Here is an 18,126-nt window from a genome sequence, read left to right as displayed (position 1 = left end):
CGATACTAGGGGCGGGCATCGACGACGCCGCGCTTCCCTTGCGCGATAGGCCCTTACTAGGAGGAATGACAGCGTGACCTACGTCATCGCGCAGCCTTGTGTCGACGTGAAGGACAAGGCGTGCATCGAAGAGTGCCCGGTCGACTGCATCTACGAGGGCCAGCGGTCCTTGTACATCCACCCGGACGAGTGCGTCGACTGCGGCGCGTGTGAGCCGGTCTGCCCGGTCGAGGCGATCTTCTACGAGGACGACACCCCGGACGAGTGGAAGGACTACTACAAGGCGAACGTCGAGTTCTTCGACGACCTCGGTTCGCCCGGTGGTGCCTCCAAGCTCGGTGTGATCGACAAGGACCACCCGTTCATCGCGGCCCTCCCGCCGCAGAACCAGGACCACTGAGTTGACCCCCTCGCAGGACAGCTCCGCCGCGCCGTCCCTCCTCGGAGGGGCGGCGCGCCGCGTCTCGGCCCTTCTCCCGCCGTTCCCGTGGGACCGGCTGGAGCCGTACAAGGCCATTGCGACAGCCCACCCCGACGGCATCGTCGACCTCTCGGTCGGTACGCCGGTCGACCCGGTCCCGCAGCTGATCCAGGACGCGCTCGCGGCCGCCTCGGACAGCCCCGGCTACCCCACGGTCTGGGGAACGACAGAGCTGAAGGACGCCCTGGTCGGCTGGGTCGAGGGCCGTCTCGGCGCGCGCGGGATGACCCACCGCAACGTCCTGCCCGTGGTCGGCTCCAAGGAGCTCGTCGCGTTGCTGCCCTGGCAGTTGGGCCTCGGCCCCGGCGACAAGGTCGCCTTCCCGCGGTTGGCCTACCCGACCTACGAGGTGGGCGCGCGGCTGGCTCGGGCGGAGTACGTCGTCTACGACGATCCGACCGAGCTCGACCCGGAGGGCCTGCGGCTGCTCTGGCTCAACTCGCCGTCCAACCCGACGGGTCGGGTCCTGGGCGTCGAGGAGCTGCGTCGCATCGTCGCCTGGGCCCGGGAGCACCGGATCCTCGTCGTCAGCGACGAGTGCTACCTGGAGCTGGGCTGGGAGGCCGAGCCGGTCTCCGTCCTGCACCCGGACGTCTGCGGTGGCTCGGTGGACGGGCTGGTCGCGGTCCACTCGCTCTCGAAGCGCTCGAACCTGGCCGGCTACCGTTCCGCGTTCATCGCGGGCGACGCGGAGATCCTGGGTGAGCTGCTCGAACTGCGCAAGCACAGCGGCTTCATGGTCCCGGCGCCCGTGCAGGCGGCGACGGTCGCCGCGCTGGGCGACACCGCCCATGTCGACGAGCAGCGCCGCCGCTACGCGGCCCGCCGTGACGCCCTGCGGGCGGCACTGGTCGGCGCGGGTTTCCGCATCGACCACAGCGAGGCGAGCCTCTATCTGTGGGCCACCCGTGACGAGCCGTGCTGGGACACCATCGCGGACCTCGCCAAGCTCGGCATCCTGGTCGCCCCGGGCGAGTTCTACGGCACAGCGGGTGCGAACTTCGTCCGCGTGGCCCTCACAGCCACGGACGAACGCGTCGCGGCGGCGGTCGCCCGCCTCTGACACCTCCGACGCCCCGGGCGGCGCAGCCGCCGGGGGCGCGGGCCTGTGTCTTTGCGCGGCTCCGCCGCGGTGGCGCGGGGCGCGCGTCTGGGGGTCGGTCGCGCACGCCGGGGGCGTGGGGCTGTGTCCTTGCGCGGCTCCGCCGCGGTGGCGCGGGGCGCGCGTCGGGGGGTCGGTCGCGCACGCCGGGGGCGTGGGGCTGTGTCCTTGCGCGGCTCCGCCGCGGTGGCGCGGGGCGCGCGTCTGGGGGTCGGTTGCACACGCCAGGGGCGCGGGGAACTGCGCGACAAGCCACCCTGAGTGGTGTGTCGCCGAGCGAGCAGGGCCACCCTTCGTGGTTGGTTGCTCGCGCAGTTCCCCGCGCCCCTGATGCGCCTGCGGCGCTCGCTACAGCGGCAGGCCGTTGACCGGGAGGCCGCCGAGGGGGAGGCCGCTCAGGCCGGGGACGGCGCCGGTGACGCCGGAGAGCGGGGACTGCTGGGCCGCGCCCAGGTTCGGGAGGCCGCCGAGGCGCTCCGAGGGCGCGGGCATGCTGCGGGTCGCGCCGCCCAGCGAGCTCAGCGGGAGGCTGTTGACGGCCGGCAGGCCGTTCAGCGGGAGGGCACCCAGCGGGGACTGCGGCGCGGCCGCGGGCGCCGCAGCCGGAGCTTCCGCGGCGGGGGCGGCGGCAGGCGCCGCCTCGTCGCCGGGCGTCGTCGCGTTGGCCGCCGCGGACGCGGGCACGCTGCGCGCCACGCCGGTGTCGTGGGCGAGGCTCACGGCCTGCGCCGCGGTGCCGAGCACCCCCATGACCGACGAGCCCATCGAGCGGCTGCTGGCGAGCGGGACGGCCTGGCCGGCCGCGTGGCCCGCGGCGTCGGCGACGACCGGCAGGCCGTTGCTCGCGGCCTCACCGACGTCCGAGCCGGCCATCTCACCGGTCTGGTGCGCGGTGCCCTCGACGGAACCGCCGAGGTCGGGAGCAGAGTTGAGCTGGCTGAGCCCACCCAGGTCAGGCACCGCCGGCAGCGCGGGGGCGGCCATCGCCGTGCCCGCCGCGACCGCCGGGACCGAGGCGGCGGCGACGATGACCGCGGCCTGGACGATCCGGCGCGAGATGGGGAGAGACATGGTGCTCCTTGAGAAGGGACGACAGAACCCGTCCGCCGGGCGGACGTGGTGAATACCGCCCCAGGAGCAAGAAGGTTGCGGGGCCGCCGGGTAAAGAGTTCTCCAAGCGATGAAGCCTTCTGTCCGGGTTTGCCGGGAATGTCGCCAGTGGAGGACCTCGCTGCGGAAAGGTTTCTTCTCCGCCTCGCCAAGGGTCGCCGCAGCTCGGACGAGAAATTTCGGCCGACTCGACCCGAATGGCCGCATTCGTCAACCGGTGTTGCCGCCGTTCACCCCTCGGGGAGCCCCCGGGAGTGACTCGGGTTGCCGCCGCGCGAGGCCGGAGGCCGGGTGACGCTAGGCGACGGTGATCCGCAGGCCGCCGGAGGAGCCGGAGGCGTCCGAGGTGCCGGACGTGCCCGGCGACGCCGAGCTCGCCTGCACCCAGCCCTTCTCCGAATCGCCGCTGGTCCAGATCTTCCCGGCGTACTCGACGGCGGTGATGTGCAGCGTCTTGGCGTGCGCCACCGACCACTGCGCCACCGCCCAGGCGCGCTGCGACTGGTACGCGGTGCCGTGCACCGTCACGGCCAGCCGCTGCTCGGGCGCGGCGCTCGGCGACGCCGCGTCGGTGCTGGGGACCGCGGCCGGCGCCGAGGTGCTGACCACGCGTCCGAAGTCCTTCTTCAGCTCGGACTGCAGCGTGGTGGCGCCGCTGCCGGCGGGGTTGGAGGTGCCGACGCCGTTCACGGTGCAGTTCAGGGCCGACGGCACCCGGCCGGTCAGCGCACCCGACAGGGTCTGCGCGTCGGCCTCGTGCTGGGCGTAGGCGTCCGGGAAGCCGCTGTGCTGGACGTCCTGCGCGGCCTCGGTCAAGGGCAGCTGGGCGTAGCCCGGGATGGCCACGAGCTTGTCCAGGAACCTGTTGGTCGCGTAGACGGGATCGGCGATCTGCTCCGGGGTGCCCCAGCCCTGCGAGGGGCGCTGCTGGAACAGGCCGATCGAGTCGCGGTCGCCGCCGTTGAGATTGGTCAGCCGGGACTCCTGCATCGCGGTGGCGAGCGAGATGGTCACCGCCCGCTCCGGCAGGTTGCGCGAGGTCGCGACGGCCGCGATGGTGCTGGCGTTCTGCATCTGGTCGAGGCTGAGCTGGACGATGCCGTCCGGCGTGTCGACCTCGCAGCCCTCGGCGACCGGCCCGGGCAGCAGGTTGCGGCCCTTGCCGAGCAGGAGGGCCACCACGACGGCGGCCACGACGAGCAGCACCACGAAGGGCAGGCAGGCCAGCATCCGGCGTCGACGCCGACGGCGCGGAACCGGGGTGTCGTTGCCCGCGCCCATCATCTCGCTCAGACTCACCCGGTGTCCTTTCTCCGGCAGCGCCCACCTCGCTGCGCACCGCTCCGGTCGGCACATTCGGCCTGGTCCGGCCGAGTGGTCACCCTACCCACTGGGACGGCCCGCTCGGGACTACGGTTCGCCTGCGTACCTGTGACCTGTACCGCGCTCCGGCGGACGCTGAGGCGGAGCCGAGGGAATCCCACGTAGGCTGGATGTTCATGAGCCGTCCTGATGCCTCCACCGCAGCCGCCGAGTCCGCCGAGTCCGCCGCCGTTCCGGAGCTGGACCTGAGCATGACCGGTGGTGAGCTGACCGCCCGCCTGGTCGACATCCCGTCCGTCAGCGGCTCTGAGCAGGTGATCGCCGACGCCGTCGAGGTCGCGCTGCGCAAGCTGCCGCACCTGACCGTGGAGCGCGACGGCAACGCCGTGATCGCCCGGACCAACCTGGGCCGGCCGGAGCGCGTGGTGCTGGCCGGTCACCTCGACACCGTGCCGATCGCCGACAACCTGCCCTCCCATGTGGAGGGCGATCTGCTCTACGGCTGCGGTACCTCGGACATGAAGTCCGGCGTCGCGGTCCAGCTGCGCATCGCGGCGACGGTGCCGGAGCCCAACCGGGACATCACCTTCGTCTTCTACGACTGCGAGGAGGTCGAGGCGCGCCGCAACGGCCTGGGCCGCCTCTCCCGCAACCACCCCGACTGGCTCGCGGCCGACTTCGCGGTGCTCCTGGAGGGCACCAACGCGCAGGTCGAGGGCGGCTGCCAGGGCACCCTGCGCGCCGAGATCCGCACCCACGGTCAGCGCGCCCACTCGGCCCGCGCCTGGCTCGGCGACAACGCCATCCACAAGGCCGCGCCGATCCTTGAGCGGCTGGCCGCCTACGAGGCGCAGCGTCCGGTGATCGACGGCCTGGAGTACCACGAGGGCCTGAACGCGGTCCGGATCGAGGGCGGCGTCGCCAACAACGTGATCCCCGACGAGTGCCTGGTCGTGGTGAACTTCCGCTACGCCCCGGACCGCAGCCCCGAGCAGGCGGAGGCGCACGTGCGCGAGGTCTTCGACGGGTTCGACGTCGTCGTCACCGACTTCGCCGCGGGCGCCCTGCCGGGCCTGTCGCAGCCGGCTGCCGCCGCGTTCGTCGAGGCCACCTCGACCACCCCGACCGCCAAGTTCGGCTGGACCGACGTGGCGCGCTTCTCCGCGCTCGGCATCCCGGCGGTGAACTTCGGCCCCGGCGACCCGAACTACGCGCACAAGCGCGACGAGCACTGCTCGCTGTCGGCGATCGAGGAGACCGAGAAGCGCCTCCGGGCCTGGCTCCAGTCCTGATCGCTCGCGCGAAGCAGTAGCGAAGACGCCTTCTGACATACCTCCGTTCGTCGATTGATCGTCGTACGCTGCGGAGGTATGACAGACGGCAACAGCAACGGGAACGCCAGCGGCAACGGCAACGGGCACGAGGTGCGTCTGCGCGGCAAGGTCCGCGTGAAGCACCGCGGGCCGGTGCTGCTGCGTGGCGAACAGGTGGACAACAGCACCACCGACCAGCGCCTGCTGGACTCGGCCGGTCCTTCCGACTGGCTGCACACCGATCCGTGGCGGGTCATGCGGATCCAGTCCGAGTTCGTCGAGGGCTTCGGCGCGCTCGCCGAGCTCGGCCCCGCGGTCAGCGTCTTCGGCTCCGCCCGCACTCCCGTCGACTCCGACGAGTACCGCGCCGGTGTCCAGATCGGCAGGGCACTCGTGGACGCCGGGTACGCGGTGATCACCGGGGGCGGCCCCGGGGCCATGGAGTCGGCCAACCGCGGTGCCTTCGAGGCGGGTGGCACCTCGGTGGGGCTCGGCATCGAGCTGCCCTTCGAGCAGGGCCTGAACGACTACATCCACCTGGGTCTGAACTTCCGGTACTTCTTCGTCCGGAAGACCATGTTCGTCAAGTACAGCCAGGGTTTCATCGTGCTGCCCGGCGGCTTCGGCACCCTCGACGAGCTCTTCGAGGCGCTCACCCTGGTGCAGACGCACAAGGTGACCAGGTTCCCGGTGATCCTCTTCGGCACCGCCTACTGGTCCGGCCTGCTCGACTGGATCAGGAGCGCGCTGGTCGCCGAGGGCAAGGCCTCCCCGGGCGACCTGGAGCTGATCAGCTGCACCGACTCCGTCGAGGAGGCCGTCAAGATCCTCGAGGCGAGCCGCACCAACGGTCACGCGCAGCCCGCCCACAACCCGGAGTAGCCGCCGGAGCGGTGATCCGGAGCGGCTAGGCGAGCCCGCGGCGGGCGACCGCGGGTTCGCGGGTGCCGCGGATCGACGCCACCATGTCCAGGACCTGGCGGGTCTCGGCCACTTGGTGCACCCGGTAGATCTGGGCGCCGAGCCAGGCCGAGACCGCCGTCGTGGCCAGGGTGCCGAGCAGCCGCTCGCCGACCGGCTTGTCCAGCGTCTCGCCGACGAAGTCCTTGTTGGACAGCGAGACCAGCACCGGCCAGCCGGTCGCCGTCATCTCCGGCAGCCGGCGCGTCGCCTCCAGCGAGTGGCGGGTGTTCTTGCCGAAGTCGTGGCCCGGGTCGATGATGATCGACTCGCGCGGCACGCCCAGCGCCAGCGCGCGCTCCGCCTCGCCGTGAACCGTGCGCTCCAGGATGTCGGCCATGACGTCCGCGTACGCGACCCGGTGCGGCCGTGTACGCGGTTCCGTGCCACCCGCGTGTGTACAGACCAGTCCCACCTTGTGTGCGGCGGCAACCTCGGCGAGCTTCGGGTCGACGCCTCCCCACGCGTCGTTCAGCAGGTCCGCGCCGACCGCGCAGACGGCCTCGCCGACCTCGTGGCGCCAGGTGTCCACACTGATCACCACGTCCGGGTGGCGTTCACGCAGCGCGGCGACGAAGGGCACAGTGCGCCGCAGCTCCTCCTCGACGGTGACCTCGTCGCCGGGCCCCGCCTTCACGCCGCCGATGTCGAGGATCGCGGCCCCCTCGGCGACGGCCCGGTCGGCTGCGGCGAAGGCCGGTTCGTCGGCGAAGGTGGCCCCCTGGTCGAAGAAGGAATCCGGCGTGCGGTTCACGATCGCCATGATCACGAGCTCGTCCGGGGAGAAGACCCGTCGACCTAGCTTGAGGGGCGTGCGATCCATGCGTCCTCCCGGGCTGGTGCGCCATGATGGCTGTCGTTACGTTTGGGGCTTGTCCATGATCCCCCACCGGCAGCCTGGAGTGGGCCTGTGTTCTGGTTGATCCTCGTCCTGATGGTGCTGGTCGTCGGCGCGGCCGCGCTGGCCGCGCTGGGCGCGGGCGGTTCCCTTCCGGAGGCCGAGCGCGACCGCCTGTCCGCGCGCCTGCCCCAGGAACGGCCGCTGGCCCGCACCGATGTCGACGACTTGCGCTTCCCGATGGCCCTGCGCGGCTACCGCATGGACGAGGTCGATGACGCCCTCGACCGCATGGCGGCGGAGCTGAGCGAGCGCGAGCACCGAGTCGTCGAGCTTGAGCACGCGCTGGCCGCGGCGCTCGCCTCCCCGGCGGCGGCCGGCTCGGTCGCGGTGGAGCAGCACGCCGCGTACGAGCCCACACAGGTCTCGTCGCCGGTGGTGGCCCCGCAGACGCTGTCCTCGGGGACCTCGGAGGCCGTACCGGCCCCCGAGTCCCCTGAGGCCCCGGAGGCCCCGCGGGACGCTGCCCGCGAGGACGACCGCCCGTGAGCGAGGCGATCCGGGGCGAGGACGGCCGACTGCGCTGCCCCTGGGGCCTGTCGGCCCCCGACTACGTCGAGTACCACGACACCGAGTGGGGCAGGCCGGTCCACGGGGACGTGGCCCTGTACGAGCGGATCTCGCTGGAGGCGTTCCAGTCCGGCCTGTCCTGGATCACGATCCTGCGGCGCAGGGAGGGCTTCCGCCGGGCCTTCGACGGCTTCGACCCGGCGACGGTCGCCGCCTACGACGACGCCGACGTCACCCGCCTGCTGGCGGACGAGGGCATCATCCGCAACCGCGCGAAGGTCCTCGCCACCATCGCCAACGCCCGTGCGCTGCTGGAGCTGGGCGGCACCACCCTCGACGCTCTCGTCTGGAGCTTCGCCCCGGACCCGTCACCGGCGGCCCCGAAGTCCCTGACCGAGGTCCCGGCCGTGACCCCGGAGTCGAAGGCGCTGGCCAAGGAACTCAAGCGCCACGGCTTCCGCTTCGTCGGCCCCACCACGGCCTACGCCCTCATGCAGGCCTGCGGCCTCGTGAACGACCACCTCGCGGACTGCTTCGCCCGCTGAGGGCCCGTTGCACTTTGCCAGGGGCGCGAGGCGCTGCTGATGTGGGGCTCCTCCCGGCCTTCGGCCGGGAGGAGCCCCCGAGGTGACCCTGCGTGGGCGCGAGCACCCACCGGTGTGCGGACGGCCCTGCCCGTTCGGCCTGCCGGCGGAGTGGGTGGCTGCTCGCGCACGCGGTTGATCGAGCGTTGATCGAGCAGAGCCGCGCGCCCCTTTCGGGGCTACGCCCCGGTGAAGCGGGGGGCTTCCTTGGCCAGGAAGGCCTCGACGGCGATGGTGTGGTCCGCGGACTCGCCCGCGAGGGTCTGCAGCTCCTCCTCCTTGGCGAGGGTCTCCAGCAGGGTGTGCCCGGCCCCGAACGCCACCGCGGCCTTGATCGCGCCGTAGGCGACCGTCGGACCCTCGGCGAGCTGGCGGGCGAACGCCCGCGCCTCGTCCGCGAGCTCCGCACCCGGCAGCACGCGGTGCGCCAGGCCGAGGGCCAACGCCTCCTCCGCCTTGACCGTCTGAGGGAACATCAGCAGCTCGACGGCCTTCGCCTGGCCGACCAGCCGCGGCAGCGTCCACGCCGCGCCGCTGTCCGTGCTGAGGGCGACGCCCGCGAAGGAGGTGTTGAAGCCGCCGTGCGCGGCGAGGAAGCGGAAGTCGCAGGCCCACGCGAGCGCCGCGCCCGCGCCCGCCGCGACGCCGTTGACCGCCGCGACGACCGGCTTGCGCATCGTGGCGAGCGCGGTGACCAGCGGGTTGTAGTGCTCGCGCACCGTGGACAGCGCCGGGCCGCCGCCCGCGCGTGCCGCGGCGAGGGCGCCGACGTGCTCCTTGAGATCCTGGCCGACGCAGAACGCGCGGTCGCCGGCGCCGGTCAGCAGGACCGCACGGACCGCCGGGTTCTCCGCCGCGTCGATCGCGGCGTCCCGCAGGGCCACCTTGGTCGCCGTGTCGAGGGCGTTCATCGCCTCCGGGCGGTTGATGGTCAGGGTCGCGAGCCCGTCTTCGATCTCGTACAGAACGCTGTCGGCCACGTCCGTCTCCTCACTGTTCGTCCAGCTGTGTCACCGGCTGGTACCCCGGTCAGCATGACGGATCGGGTGCCCTCGGGAAGATGTGACGTAGCCCACTTTCCCGGATGCCCGCGCTGGAACGCGAGGGGGCCTCACAGGGCCGCAGTGGCCGGGCGGCGGAGGGGAACTGAGGTGCGGTCGGCGTGCGTGTTCGAGTGTGTCGGAGCGTGCACGGAGGAGGCCGCTGGGGCTGGCGAGATACGTGATGTTGGTCATCGGACCGTTGAATGCGGGATACTGGTACTCCGATCAGTGCGTTCGAAACCGACGGTGGACGGGCCGTGGGTTCCGGTGGAGCAGGTGCAGGAAGGGGAACGAGCATGGCGGCCATGAAGCCGCGGACGGGCGATGGCCCGCTTGAGGTGACCAAGGAGGGGCGGGGCATCGTCATGCGCGTTCCGCTTGAGGGTGGCGGCCGTCTGGTCGTCGAGCTGACGCCGGACGAGGCCGAGGCGCTCGGTGACGCTCTCAAGAAGGTGTGCGGCTGACCCGCACCCCCGCTCAGATCCTCCGTCGAAGGCCTCTGTCCCGTTCCGGGACGGGGGCCTTCGTCCTTTCCGGAGGCTTTTCCGCGCCGTTCGGCCGATCGGCGCCGGGCCGGGCGGTCAGCGCCGGACGGCGGCCAGCAGCCCGTCGCCGACCGGCAGCAGCGCCGGGATCAGGTCCGGATGCTCGCGCACCTGCCGCATGAGCTCCCGGACCGCGGCCGTGCGCACCCCGAGCGCGCCCTCGAAGCAGACCGTTCCCCCAGGTCGGAGCAGGCGCAACGATTCAGCAAGGTAACCGGTCGTCTCGGTCGGGTCGCCGTCGCAGAAGACCAGGTCGTACTGCCCGTCGGCGAGCCGCGGCAGGACGTCCAGCGCCGGGCCCGGGATCAGCCGGGCGCGGCTCGACGCGAAGCCGGCCGCCAGATACGCCTCACGGGCCTGCCGCTGCAGGCCGGGCTGGACGTCGACGGTGGTCAGGATGCCGTCCTGGCGCATGCCGCGGAGCAGGCAGATGCCGGACACGCCCACGCCGGTGCCGATCTCCACCACCGCCCGCGCGCCGCTCGCCGCGGCCAGGAGCCGCAGGGCCGCGCCGCTGCCGGGGGAGACCGGTCGCACCGAGGCGAGCAGGGACAGTTCGCGGGCGCGCAGCAGCACCGGGTCCTCGACGGCATAGGCGTCGGCGAGGGCCGCGTCCGCTTGCCCGTAGCCGCTGATGCCTTCCTCCCGCGCCGACCCGTGGTGGGTCCGGTGGTGTGAACCCGTGATGTGTACCTGCGTACCTGTGTACCGGTGGACCGATCCGTGCTGACCAGTGCCGATTTCTGGCCACAGGTTAGTGGAGAGCGGCGGAACCGGGATCAACGCCCGGCCGTTGGAAGTGGATGAGGGCCGGGTTCACACCCGGCCGCCCGCCTCGCCGACGCACCGGGTGTGTACGGAGCGCCGCAGGTGGGTCGTATGGTGATTGGCTTTTATCCGGTGCTAACGGGTGGTGCGGATATGGTGGTGGCCCTGCTAGGCAGAAGAGCCGATCGAGGAGGTGTGGCTGAGGGGGGCGCCCGTTCGCGCGATCTTCGCGGCCCCGCGCCGGCCCGTAGGCCGAAGCCCGTGATGAGTGAGTCGCAGCCCGAGTACGCGCCCGCCGAGACAGCGGAGACCAGCCAGACGGCGTCCTTCGACGAGCTGGGCACTGCGGCTGCCTGGACCCCGCCCAGCTGGGAGGAGATCGTCCAGACGCACAGCGCACGGGTCTACCGCCTCGCCTACCGCCTGACCGGCAACCAGCACGACGCCGAGGACCTCACTCAGGAGGTCTTCGTCCGGGTCTTCCGCTCGCTGTCCACGTACACGCCGGGCACCTTCGAGGGCTGGCTGCACCGGATCACGACCAACCTCTTCCTGGACATGGTCCGCCGCAAGCAGCGGATCCGCTTCGACGCCCTGGCCGACGACGCCGCCGAGCGCCTGCCCAGCCGCGAGCCGTCGCCCGCGCAGCAGTTCCACGACACTCACTTCGACGCCGACGTGCAGCACGCGCTCGACACGCTCGCGCCGGAGTTCCGGGCCGCCGTCGTGCTCTGCGACATCGAGGGCCTGTCCTACGAGGAGATCGCCGCCACCCTCGGCGTGAAGCTCGGCACCGTCCGCAGCCGCATCCACCGCGGTCGCGCGCACCTGCGCGCCGCCCTGCAGCACCGCGCCCCCGGCGCGGGCGAGGGCCGTGAGCGTCGTGGCGGCGTGGACGTCGAGGCCGAGGCCCAGCTGCTCGCCGCGGATTCCCTGGATCGGGGGCGGTCCTCGTGAGCGAGCACCCCCGCCGCTTCCCGCGGTCGGAGGTAGGCGAGCTGCGGGTGACCCAGGTCTCCGTGGCCCTCACCGCGCCGCAGCCGCAGGAGCACCACCTCGGTGACCGTCTGGCCGCCTTCGTCGACGGCGAGCTCGACCACGGCGCCCGGGAGCGTGTCCAGGCGCACCTGGCCACCTGCCCCGACTGCCTGGCCGAGGCCGAGGACGAGCGCCGGCTCAAGGCACGCCTGCGCGAGGTGCTGCCGCCGGACCCGAGCGCCGTCTTCATGAACCGCCTGATGGCCATCTCCGCCCCCGGACAGGACGGCGACGACAGCGGCACGCCCCAGGGCCCCGCCGGGCCGTCACGGGTCCGCTCGCTCTTCGGCTCGGGCTCCCAGGGCCCCGGCGCGGGCTTCGGCAGTTCGGGCGGCCTGAGCGGCAGAGGTCTGGGCGCCGGCGGCCTGCGCGGCAGCAGCTTCGGCAACGGTGCGCTCGGCGCCGACCACCCGCTGCCCGGCGTCGACCCGCGTGCCCGGCGCGAGCGTCGCGATCCGCGCGCGGAGCGCCCGATAGCGGCGCGGCTGCGTTCGGGTGAGGGCCCCGGTTCGATGGTCCCCACCCAGCCCGAGGGGCAGTCCGGGGACGAGACGGGCCGGTCCGGGCGGACGGCGACGGTCGTCGGTCTGGCGCCGAGCGTGCCCACCGCCCCGCGCGGTCGTCGGCTGGTCGTCGCGGCGGCCGGGGCCTTCTCGGTCGCGGCGGTCACTCTGAGCACCGCCCTGACCGGTGTCACGGCCACCTCGGAGGCGCCCCCCGGTGTCGCCCCGCTGACCGGCACGAACAACTACGCGCCTAACTACGTGGCGCCGAACAACGACGGGCCCGGCGGCGGGCAGCTCGCCGCGAGCGTGACGGGCGTCGACGACATGCGTGCGGGGCAGCTCTCCGCCGCCCGCCACGCGGCCGCCCTGCCCACGTCGGCACCGAACCTCTACCCGGCGGCGCAGATGCGGTAGCGCCCCGGGCGGTAGCCCTGGGCAGTCCCGCACATCGGGCACGCGAGGACGTGGCGGCCGACCCCTCCGGGCGGTTGCCACGTCCCGTTTCCGCCGACCGCCCCGCGCCCGCGCGTCACACCTTTCCGGGGTGTCAGTGGATCTCCAGGTCAGTGCGGCTGCCTGTCGACGGCCTGTTCAGTCACCTGTTCGTTAACTGGGAACATTCACGATGGCGTAGCCCGCACCGCCTCCGACCTGTTTCAATGCCAGGGCAGCAGGCATGGAGGAGCGGGTTCGGCATGGCAGCGGAGCACCAGGTGGAAGGGTCGCGGGCGCTGCAACGCGCCGAACGGCCCGCGCCCGAGTGGTGGAGCCACCCGGACGGACCTGACGCGCGGCGTGGCCCGATCTTCGGTGGGGCGCCCACGGCAGTCGCGTCGGCCGACGACGCCGACGGCTGCCCGGACCGGCCCGCACCCGACGGTCGGAGCTCCGAAGGGGCCGTCCGCCGTCCCCGCTCCGCGCCCGCGCTCGGCTCTCCCCGCGGCCTGCTGATCGTCGCCTTCGTCGTGGTCGTCGCGAGCCTGCTGGGCGGTGGCCTGGGCGTCGCGATCGAGGGAGCCGCCGAGGGGGGCCGGCTCACGCTGCACCAGGCGTCGACCACCGCGAGCAAGCCGTCCAGCCGTACGGCGGCCGTGCTCCACGACGTCCTGCCGGGCGTGGTCTACCTCCAGGTGGACGCCGGGGGCCAGCGCAGCGCCGGCACCGGCATCCTGCTGGACGCCAACGGCCACATCCTCACCAACAACCACGTGGTCGCCCCCAACGGCACCACGGGCACGGTGACGGTCACCTTCAGCACCGGTCAGCGGCACCCGGCCGACATCATCGGCCGCGACGTCGGCAGCGACCTCGCCGTGCTGCGGGTCACCGGCGTCTCCGGGCTCACGCCGGCGACCTTCGGCGACTCGGACAACGTCCAGGTCGGCGAGCCGGTGATGGCGATCGGCGCCCCCTACGGACTGCGCGGCACGGTCACGTCCGGAATCGTCAGCGCCGTCGACCGCCCGATCGTCTCCGGGAGCCTCGACTCACCGGCCGGGCACTCCTACCTGGACGCGCTGCAGACCGACGCGCCGATCAACCCCGGCAACTCCGGCGGCCCGCTGCTGGACGCGAGCGGGACGGTGATCGGCATCAACACGGTGATCCGCTCCTCCGACCCGGACAGCTCCGATCCCTACGGCAGTGACAGCACCAGCGGCAGTATCGGTCTGGGTTTCGCCATCCCGATCGACCAGGCCACGCAGGTGGCGGCGCAGCTGATCGGCGGTGGGCGGGCCACGCCGCCGACGATCGGGGTCACCCTGGACCGCGGCTTCGACGGCGGCGCCAAGATCACCGAGGTGCACGCCCGGGGCTCCAAGCTCCAGGTCGGCGACGTCGTCACGGCGGCCGACGGGGTGGCCGTGACCGACGCCGACGACCTGATCGCGCTCATCCGCGGTCGCAAACCGACCGGCGTCACGGTGCTCACGGTGCTGCGGGGCGGGGCCAGCCTGCGGATCGAGGCGAAGCTCACCACCGGACCCACCGACATCACCTCGACCAAGGCCTGAACGGGTCCGAACGCCCATTTCACACCGCCGGTTCACCGGGGACAGGTACGACTTGCCGCGCGGGCGATTACGCTGGACCCGTCCACACGTCAGCAGGGGAGCCCACCGCATGTTCTTCGACATCAGCCCACTGGAGATGGTGGTGCTCGTCGTCCTCGCCGTGGTGATCTTCGGCCCCGACAAGCTGCCCAAGCTGGTCCAGGACGCGATGGGCATCATCCGCAAGATCCGCGAGTTCTCCGACAGCGCCAAGGAGGACATCCGCAAGGAGCTCGGTCCGGAGTACCAGGACTTCGAGTTCCAGGACCTCAACCCGAAGACCTTCGTCCGCAAGCAGATGCAGCGGCACGGCGACGAGTTCGGTCTCGGCGAGATCCAGGAGCTGAAGAACGGCTTCACCCGCGACGCCTCCGAGGCCTCGGCGGCGGTGCGTTCGGTCCGCAACGACCCGCTGGGCAAGGTCGAGGCCGAGCAGGCCGCGACGGCGACCCCGGCGTCGTCCGCGACCCCGGCTCCCGCGGCATCCGCCGCCGCGGACGAGCGGGCCCCGTACGACCTCGACGCGACCTGACGGCCCCTCGAAGGACACCCGTGCCCGCCTGACGCGCGCGTTGCCCCTTCCCTGCACGGCCGCTCCGCCCGGCCCCGGTAATCTTCTGCCGGGGCGGACCAAGGAGGAGGGCCGGTATGGACACCACGAGCCACACCGTGGCGGCGGAGCAGGAACCGGAGCAGTCGGCTGAGCAGGTGGCCGAGCAGGCGGCTGAGCCGACTGCTGAGCAGGTGGTCGAGCAGCCCGAGCAGCAGCCGCACGCGGAGGCGAAGCCGACCGAGCCGGGCTTCGGCGGGGTCGATTTCCCCTGGTACGGCCTGGACGACGCCTGGACCGGCCGCCGCTGGTACGGCGCCACCGGCACCTCCCCGGACGGCCGTACGGTCGACTACGGCTCGCTGGGTCACGGCGACGAGCCCGTCCGCTCCTACCTCGCCCAGGACCCGGCCGAGGGCAAGCGCTTCGCCGTCGTCGTGACGGTCGCCCGCCGCGAGGCCCGGCGGCTGGAGAACGGCACCGGCATGCTTGAGGCGACCTCCGTCTCCTCCGCGGCCTGGCTGGCCGGCTCCGGACTCCTTGCCGCGACCGAGCACGCCCCGATGGAGCGCTCGCTGCGCCAGGACTGGCTCGACCAGCAGACGACGCTGGCCTGGGACCTCGCCGACGACCTCGAGGGACCGGCCTGGTCCTCCCTCACCCTGCCCGTCGACGGCACCCCGCAGCCCTTTCGCTACCGCGAGTCGGAGTACGGCTGGGTCCTCGCGGGTGACGCCGAGGGTGTGCACATCGGCGCCTACGGCCGCGGCGTGAGCGCCTACGGGCTGGGCTTCGGCGCCGTCAAGGACTTCACCTCGTACGGCGGCTGAGCCCGGTCGCACCCGCTGCGGGCGCGACCGCTGTCACCCTTCGGCGGCGGTCCTGAACCGTGCGGTGAGCGTGGCCAGGTCCTGGACGGAGATGCCGTTGTTCAGGGCGGTGACAAGGACGCCCTGGGAGCCGGCGTCGGTCCACTGGCAGATCGTCTCCTCGGTGTTCTGACCGCACTGCATCTCGCCGTTGCCGTCGGTGCCGAGCGGGAAGACCTGGGGCCGGCTCACCTGGCCCCCGGCCATGAAGTCGGCGTTCAGGTTGTCGGCCGAGTGCGCGTCGAGGTCGGCGGCGAGTCGGCTGTCGACCGCGCTGGTGTCGGTGACGACGATCAGGACCGGGCGTGTGGGGGCACCCGCGCCGCTGTAGAAGTTCAGGACGTGCTGGGGGGACAGGTCCCCGCTGACCTTGCCCTGCAACTGGGTCCGGAGCTGGTCGGCCGTCGTACCGGTCATCAGCTGGTAGTCGTCGAGGGAGGCGGGCGCGGTGATCGTCACCGTGTCGGGCCCCTTGGACGCCGCGCTGCCGTACTGGCCACCGGAGGCGATGTCCTGCACCACGTCCAGCCCGATGGCGCCGACGACGATCGCCAGCGAGGCGAGCGCGACCTTCCTGGTCCGCGCCCGGCCGAGCTGCGTCGCCTCCTCGATGTCCTCGGGGATCCGCTCCGGCTGGGGCCGCCGCCAATTCCGGGTCGCGGCCCAGAGGACGGCGAGGGCGACCGCGCCCATCAGGATCGGGGCGGCCATCTGGCCGGCGTGGTAGGCATCGGACTGGGTGTCGATCGCGAGAAGCACGGGGCGAGATCATAGGAACACCACAGGAGTGTGTACACGTCCCTGCGTCTCGATCCCGTATCGATCATGCGCCGCCCCACGGGGGCCGGCCCTCCTCGACCGCGCACCGGAGGCATACCGGGGACCTCCCGGTGTCGGCGGAGCTGTCCTGACGGCAGACGTCGACAGTCTGGTCGCGGACACCGCCCGACGTGGAATCGGCGGAGGTTTGCGCAGGTGGCGGGAGTCCAGCTCGGCCCAGGTTGCCTGGACGGAGGCTCCTCAGGCCGGTGTCGGCGATGAGGCAGACGACCCTGTCCGCACCCCGGGTCCCGTCCTTTACCGTGCGGGCGACCCCATCGCTCGGAGGGACTCTACCGGGCCGTCTCGGGGCCGTGCGGGGTGGGCCAAGGTGCCCAACGACGACAATCGCCGACCACTTCCCCGCAGGCCGGGGAGTGATCGGCGATGGTGTCGGAGGCCGGAGGACCGACCGGTCAGAACTTGTTCTTCGGCGTGAGGCCGAGGGACAGACCGGAGAGGCCGCGCTGGCGGTTCGCCAGCTTGTTGGCGATGGCGCGGAGGGCGGAGCCGCCCGGGGAGTCCGGGTCGGAGAGGACCACGGGCTTGCCCTCGTCGCCGCCCTGGCGGAGCTGGACGTCGATCGGGATGTTGCCGAGCACCGGGACCTTCGCGCCGGTGGCGCGGGTCAGGGCGTCGGCCACCGTCTGGCCGCCGCCGGTGCCGAAGACGTCGACCATCTCGCCGCAGTGCGGGCACGGCATGCCGGACATGTTCTCGATCACGCCGACGATGGTCTGGTGGGTCTGCAGCGCAATCGTGCCGGCGCGCTCGGCGACCTCCGCCGCGGCCTGCTGCGGCGTGGTGACCAGCAGGATCTCCGCGTTCGGGACCAGCTGGGCGACCGAGATCGCGATGTCGCCGGTGCCCGGCGGCAGGTCGAGCAGCAGGATGTCCAGATCCCCCCAGTAGACGTCCGCAAGGAACTGCTGCAGGGCGCGGTGCAGCATCGGGCCGCGCCAGACGACGGGCGCGTTGCCGGGGGTGAACATGCCGATCGAGATGACCTTCACGCCGTTGGCGGACGGCGGCATGATCATGTTCTCGACCTGGGTGGGCCGGCCCTCGGCGCCGAGCATGCGGGGCACGCTGTGGCCGTAGATGTCGGCGTCGACCACGGCGACCTTCAGACCCTGGTCGGCCAGGGCCGCGGCCAGGTTGACCGTCACCGAGGACTTGCCGACGCCGCCCTTGCCGGAGGCGACCGCGTAGACGCGGGTCAGCGAGCCGGGCTTGGCGAAGGGGATCTCCTTCTCCGCCTGGCCGCCGCGCAGCGTCGCGGCGAGCTCCTGCCGCTGCTCGGCGCTCATCACGTCCAGCTCGACCTCGACCGAGGAGATGCCGGGGACCGCGGAGACCGCGTCGCGGACACGGCTGGTGATGGTCTCGCGCATCGGGCAGCCGGACACCGTCAGCCAGACCGCGACCTTCGCCGCCCCCGCGGCGTCGACCGCCACGGTTTTGACCATGCCGAGCTCGGTGATGGGCCGGTTGATCTCCGGGTCCTGCACCTTCGCCAGCGCGGCGCGCACGGACTCCTCGATGGGAGTCGCCTCAGTGTCGGTTGCCATACCGGAATGGTACGGCGGCCCGTGTCGCTCGCTGACCCACCGGTAGCGTGCGGCGGATCACATCAGGTCACCGGAGGCGGGA

General features: G+C 72.4%; 19 protein-coding genes. 12 read left to right on the top strand and 7 right to left on the bottom strand.

What is annotated here, in order from left to right; genetic code table 11:
- The first annotated feature begins 73 nt into the window (after positions 1-73).
- Positions 74-400 carry a ferredoxin gene (gene fdxA / locus ABH931_RS06890; protein ID WP_370110896.1) on the top strand — a complete coding sequence of 109 codons (327 nt, stop codon included), beginning with the start codon at positions 74-76 and terminating at the stop codon, positions 398-400.
- A gap of 1 nt (position 401) precedes the next feature.
- A complete protein-coding gene (gene dapC, locus ABH931_RS06885) occupies positions 402-1,544 on the top strand; it encodes a succinyldiaminopimelate transaminase (RefSeq protein ID WP_370110894.1) in 1,143 nt (380 codons plus the stop codon).
- A 387-nt stretch (positions 1,545-1,931) separates the two neighbouring features.
- Here dapC and ABH931_RS06880 read toward each other — a convergent pair whose 3' ends face one another.
- Entirely contained in the window at positions 1,932-2,654 is a 723-nt protein-coding gene (locus tag ABH931_RS06880) for a hypothetical protein (protein WP_370110891.1), read from the bottom strand.
- Positions 2,655-2,990: 336 nt separating this feature from the next.
- Entirely contained in the window at positions 2,991-3,992 is a 1,002-nt protein-coding gene (locus ABH931_RS06875; RefSeq protein ID WP_370110889.1) for a hypothetical protein, read from the bottom strand.
- A gap of 275 nt (positions 3,993-4,267) precedes the next feature.
- Between ABH931_RS06875 and dapE the strand changes: the two genes are divergently transcribed.
- Both dapE and ABH931_RS06865 read left to right on the top strand, forming a co-directional pair.
- The gene (gene dapE, locus ABH931_RS06870) at positions 4,268-5,308 is read left to right on the top strand and encodes a succinyl-diaminopimelate desuccinylase (protein WP_370110976.1); all 1,041 of its coding nucleotides are present in this window, start codon (positions 4,268-4,270) and stop codon (positions 5,306-5,308) included.
- A 78-nt stretch (positions 5,309-5,386) separates the two neighbouring features.
- Complete coding sequence (locus ABH931_RS06865; RefSeq protein ID WP_370110886.1) at positions 5,387-6,211, top strand: TIGR00730 family Rossman fold protein; 825 nt, start codon at positions 5,387-5,389, stop codon at positions 6,209-6,211.
- 25 nt (positions 6,212-6,236) lie between these two features.
- On the opposite strand, the gene folP is transcribed toward ABH931_RS06865, so the two are convergent.
- Complete coding sequence (folP, locus tag ABH931_RS06860; protein ID WP_370110884.1) at positions 6,237-7,112, bottom strand: dihydropteroate synthase; 876 nt, start codon at positions 7,110-7,112, stop codon at positions 6,237-6,239.
- An 87-nt stretch (positions 7,113-7,199) separates the two neighbouring features.
- Here folP and ABH931_RS06855 point away from each other — a divergent pair, with 87 nt between their 5' ends.
- Entirely contained in the window at positions 7,200-7,676 is a 477-nt protein-coding gene (locus ABH931_RS06855) for a DivIVA domain-containing protein (protein WP_370110883.1), read from the top strand.
- Positions 7,673-8,242, top strand: coding sequence for a DNA-3-methyladenine glycosylase I (locus ABH931_RS06850; protein ID WP_370110881.1), 570 nt, complete (start codon positions 7,673-7,675; stop codon positions 8,240-8,242). The genes ABH931_RS06855 and ABH931_RS06850 overlap by 4 nt, the downstream gene beginning before the upstream one ends.
- A 218-nt stretch (positions 8,243-8,460) precedes the next feature.
- Here ABH931_RS06850 and ABH931_RS06845 read toward each other — a convergent pair whose 3' ends face one another.
- On the bottom strand, positions 8,461-9,261 hold the full coding sequence (locus ABH931_RS06845; RefSeq protein ID WP_370110879.1) for an enoyl-CoA hydratase-related protein: 801 nt from the start codon (positions 9,259-9,261) through the stop codon (positions 8,461-8,463).
- A gap of 359 nt (positions 9,262-9,620) precedes the next feature.
- Between ABH931_RS06845 and ABH931_RS06840 the strand changes: the two genes are divergently transcribed.
- Positions 9,621-9,788: a DUF3117 domain-containing protein gene (locus ABH931_RS06840; protein WP_075003713.1), complete on the top strand. Its 168-nt coding sequence runs from the start codon at positions 9,621-9,623 to the stop codon at positions 9,786-9,788.
- 117 nt (positions 9,789-9,905) lie between these two features.
- Here the strand turns inward: ABH931_RS06840 and ABH931_RS06835 are convergent, their stop codons facing one another.
- A complete protein-coding gene (locus ABH931_RS06835) occupies positions 9,906-10,556 on the bottom strand; it encodes an O-methyltransferase (RefSeq protein ID WP_370110974.1) in 651 nt (216 codons plus the stop codon).
- A gap of 234 nt (positions 10,557-10,790) precedes the next feature.
- Here ABH931_RS06835 and sigE point away from each other — a divergent pair, with 234 nt between their 5' ends.
- The 5 genes from sigE to ABH931_RS06810 all read left to right on the top strand — a co-directional run bounded on the left by sigE (position 10,791) and on the right by ABH931_RS06810 (position 15,615).
- The gene (sigE, locus tag ABH931_RS06830) at positions 10,791-11,594 is read left to right on the top strand and encodes an RNA polymerase sigma factor SigE (RefSeq protein ID WP_370110878.1); all 804 of its coding nucleotides are present in this window, start codon (positions 10,791-10,793) and stop codon (positions 11,592-11,594) included.
- Complete coding sequence (locus tag ABH931_RS06825) at positions 11,591-12,595, top strand: anti-sigma factor (protein ID WP_370110876.1); 1,005 nt, start codon at positions 11,591-11,593, stop codon at positions 12,593-12,595. Before sigE ends, ABH931_RS06825 begins: the two co-directional genes overlap by 4 nt.
- A 281-nt stretch (positions 12,596-12,876) precedes the next feature.
- Positions 12,877-14,196, top strand: coding sequence for a S1C family serine protease (locus ABH931_RS06820; RefSeq protein ID WP_370110874.1), 1,320 nt, complete (start codon positions 12,877-12,879; stop codon positions 14,194-14,196).
- A 109-nt stretch (positions 14,197-14,305) separates the two neighbouring features.
- Entirely contained in the window at positions 14,306-14,767 is a 462-nt protein-coding gene (locus ABH931_RS06815) for a sec-independent translocase (RefSeq protein WP_370110872.1), read from the top strand.
- A gap of 116 nt (positions 14,768-14,883) precedes the next feature.
- Positions 14,884-15,615, top strand: coding sequence for a hypothetical protein (locus ABH931_RS06810; protein ID WP_370110870.1), 732 nt, complete (start codon positions 14,884-14,886; stop codon positions 15,613-15,615).
- A 33-nt stretch (positions 15,616-15,648) separates the two neighbouring features.
- Here ABH931_RS06810 and ABH931_RS06805 read toward each other — a convergent pair whose 3' ends face one another.
- Both ABH931_RS06805 and ABH931_RS06800 read right to left on the bottom strand, forming a co-directional pair.
- Complete coding sequence (locus tag ABH931_RS06805; RefSeq protein WP_370110868.1) at positions 15,649-16,413, bottom strand: hypothetical protein; 765 nt, start codon at positions 16,411-16,413, stop codon at positions 15,649-15,651.
- 476 nt (positions 16,414-16,889) lie between these two features.
- Entirely contained in the window at positions 16,890-18,044 is a 1,155-nt protein-coding gene (locus tag ABH931_RS06800; RefSeq protein WP_370110866.1) for an Mrp/NBP35 family ATP-binding protein, read from the bottom strand.
- Positions 18,045-18,126: the final 82 nt, after the last annotated feature.

Origin of the sequence: Streptacidiphilus sp. MAP12-33 (assembly GCF_041261265.1) — a bacterium.
In the GTDB taxonomy this organism is placed as follows: domain Bacteria; phylum Actinomycetota; class Actinomycetes; order Streptomycetales; family Streptomycetaceae; genus Streptacidiphilus.
The sequence above is the reverse complement of the archived record's forward strand: the minus strand, read 5'-3'. Positions and strand labels throughout refer to the sequence as shown.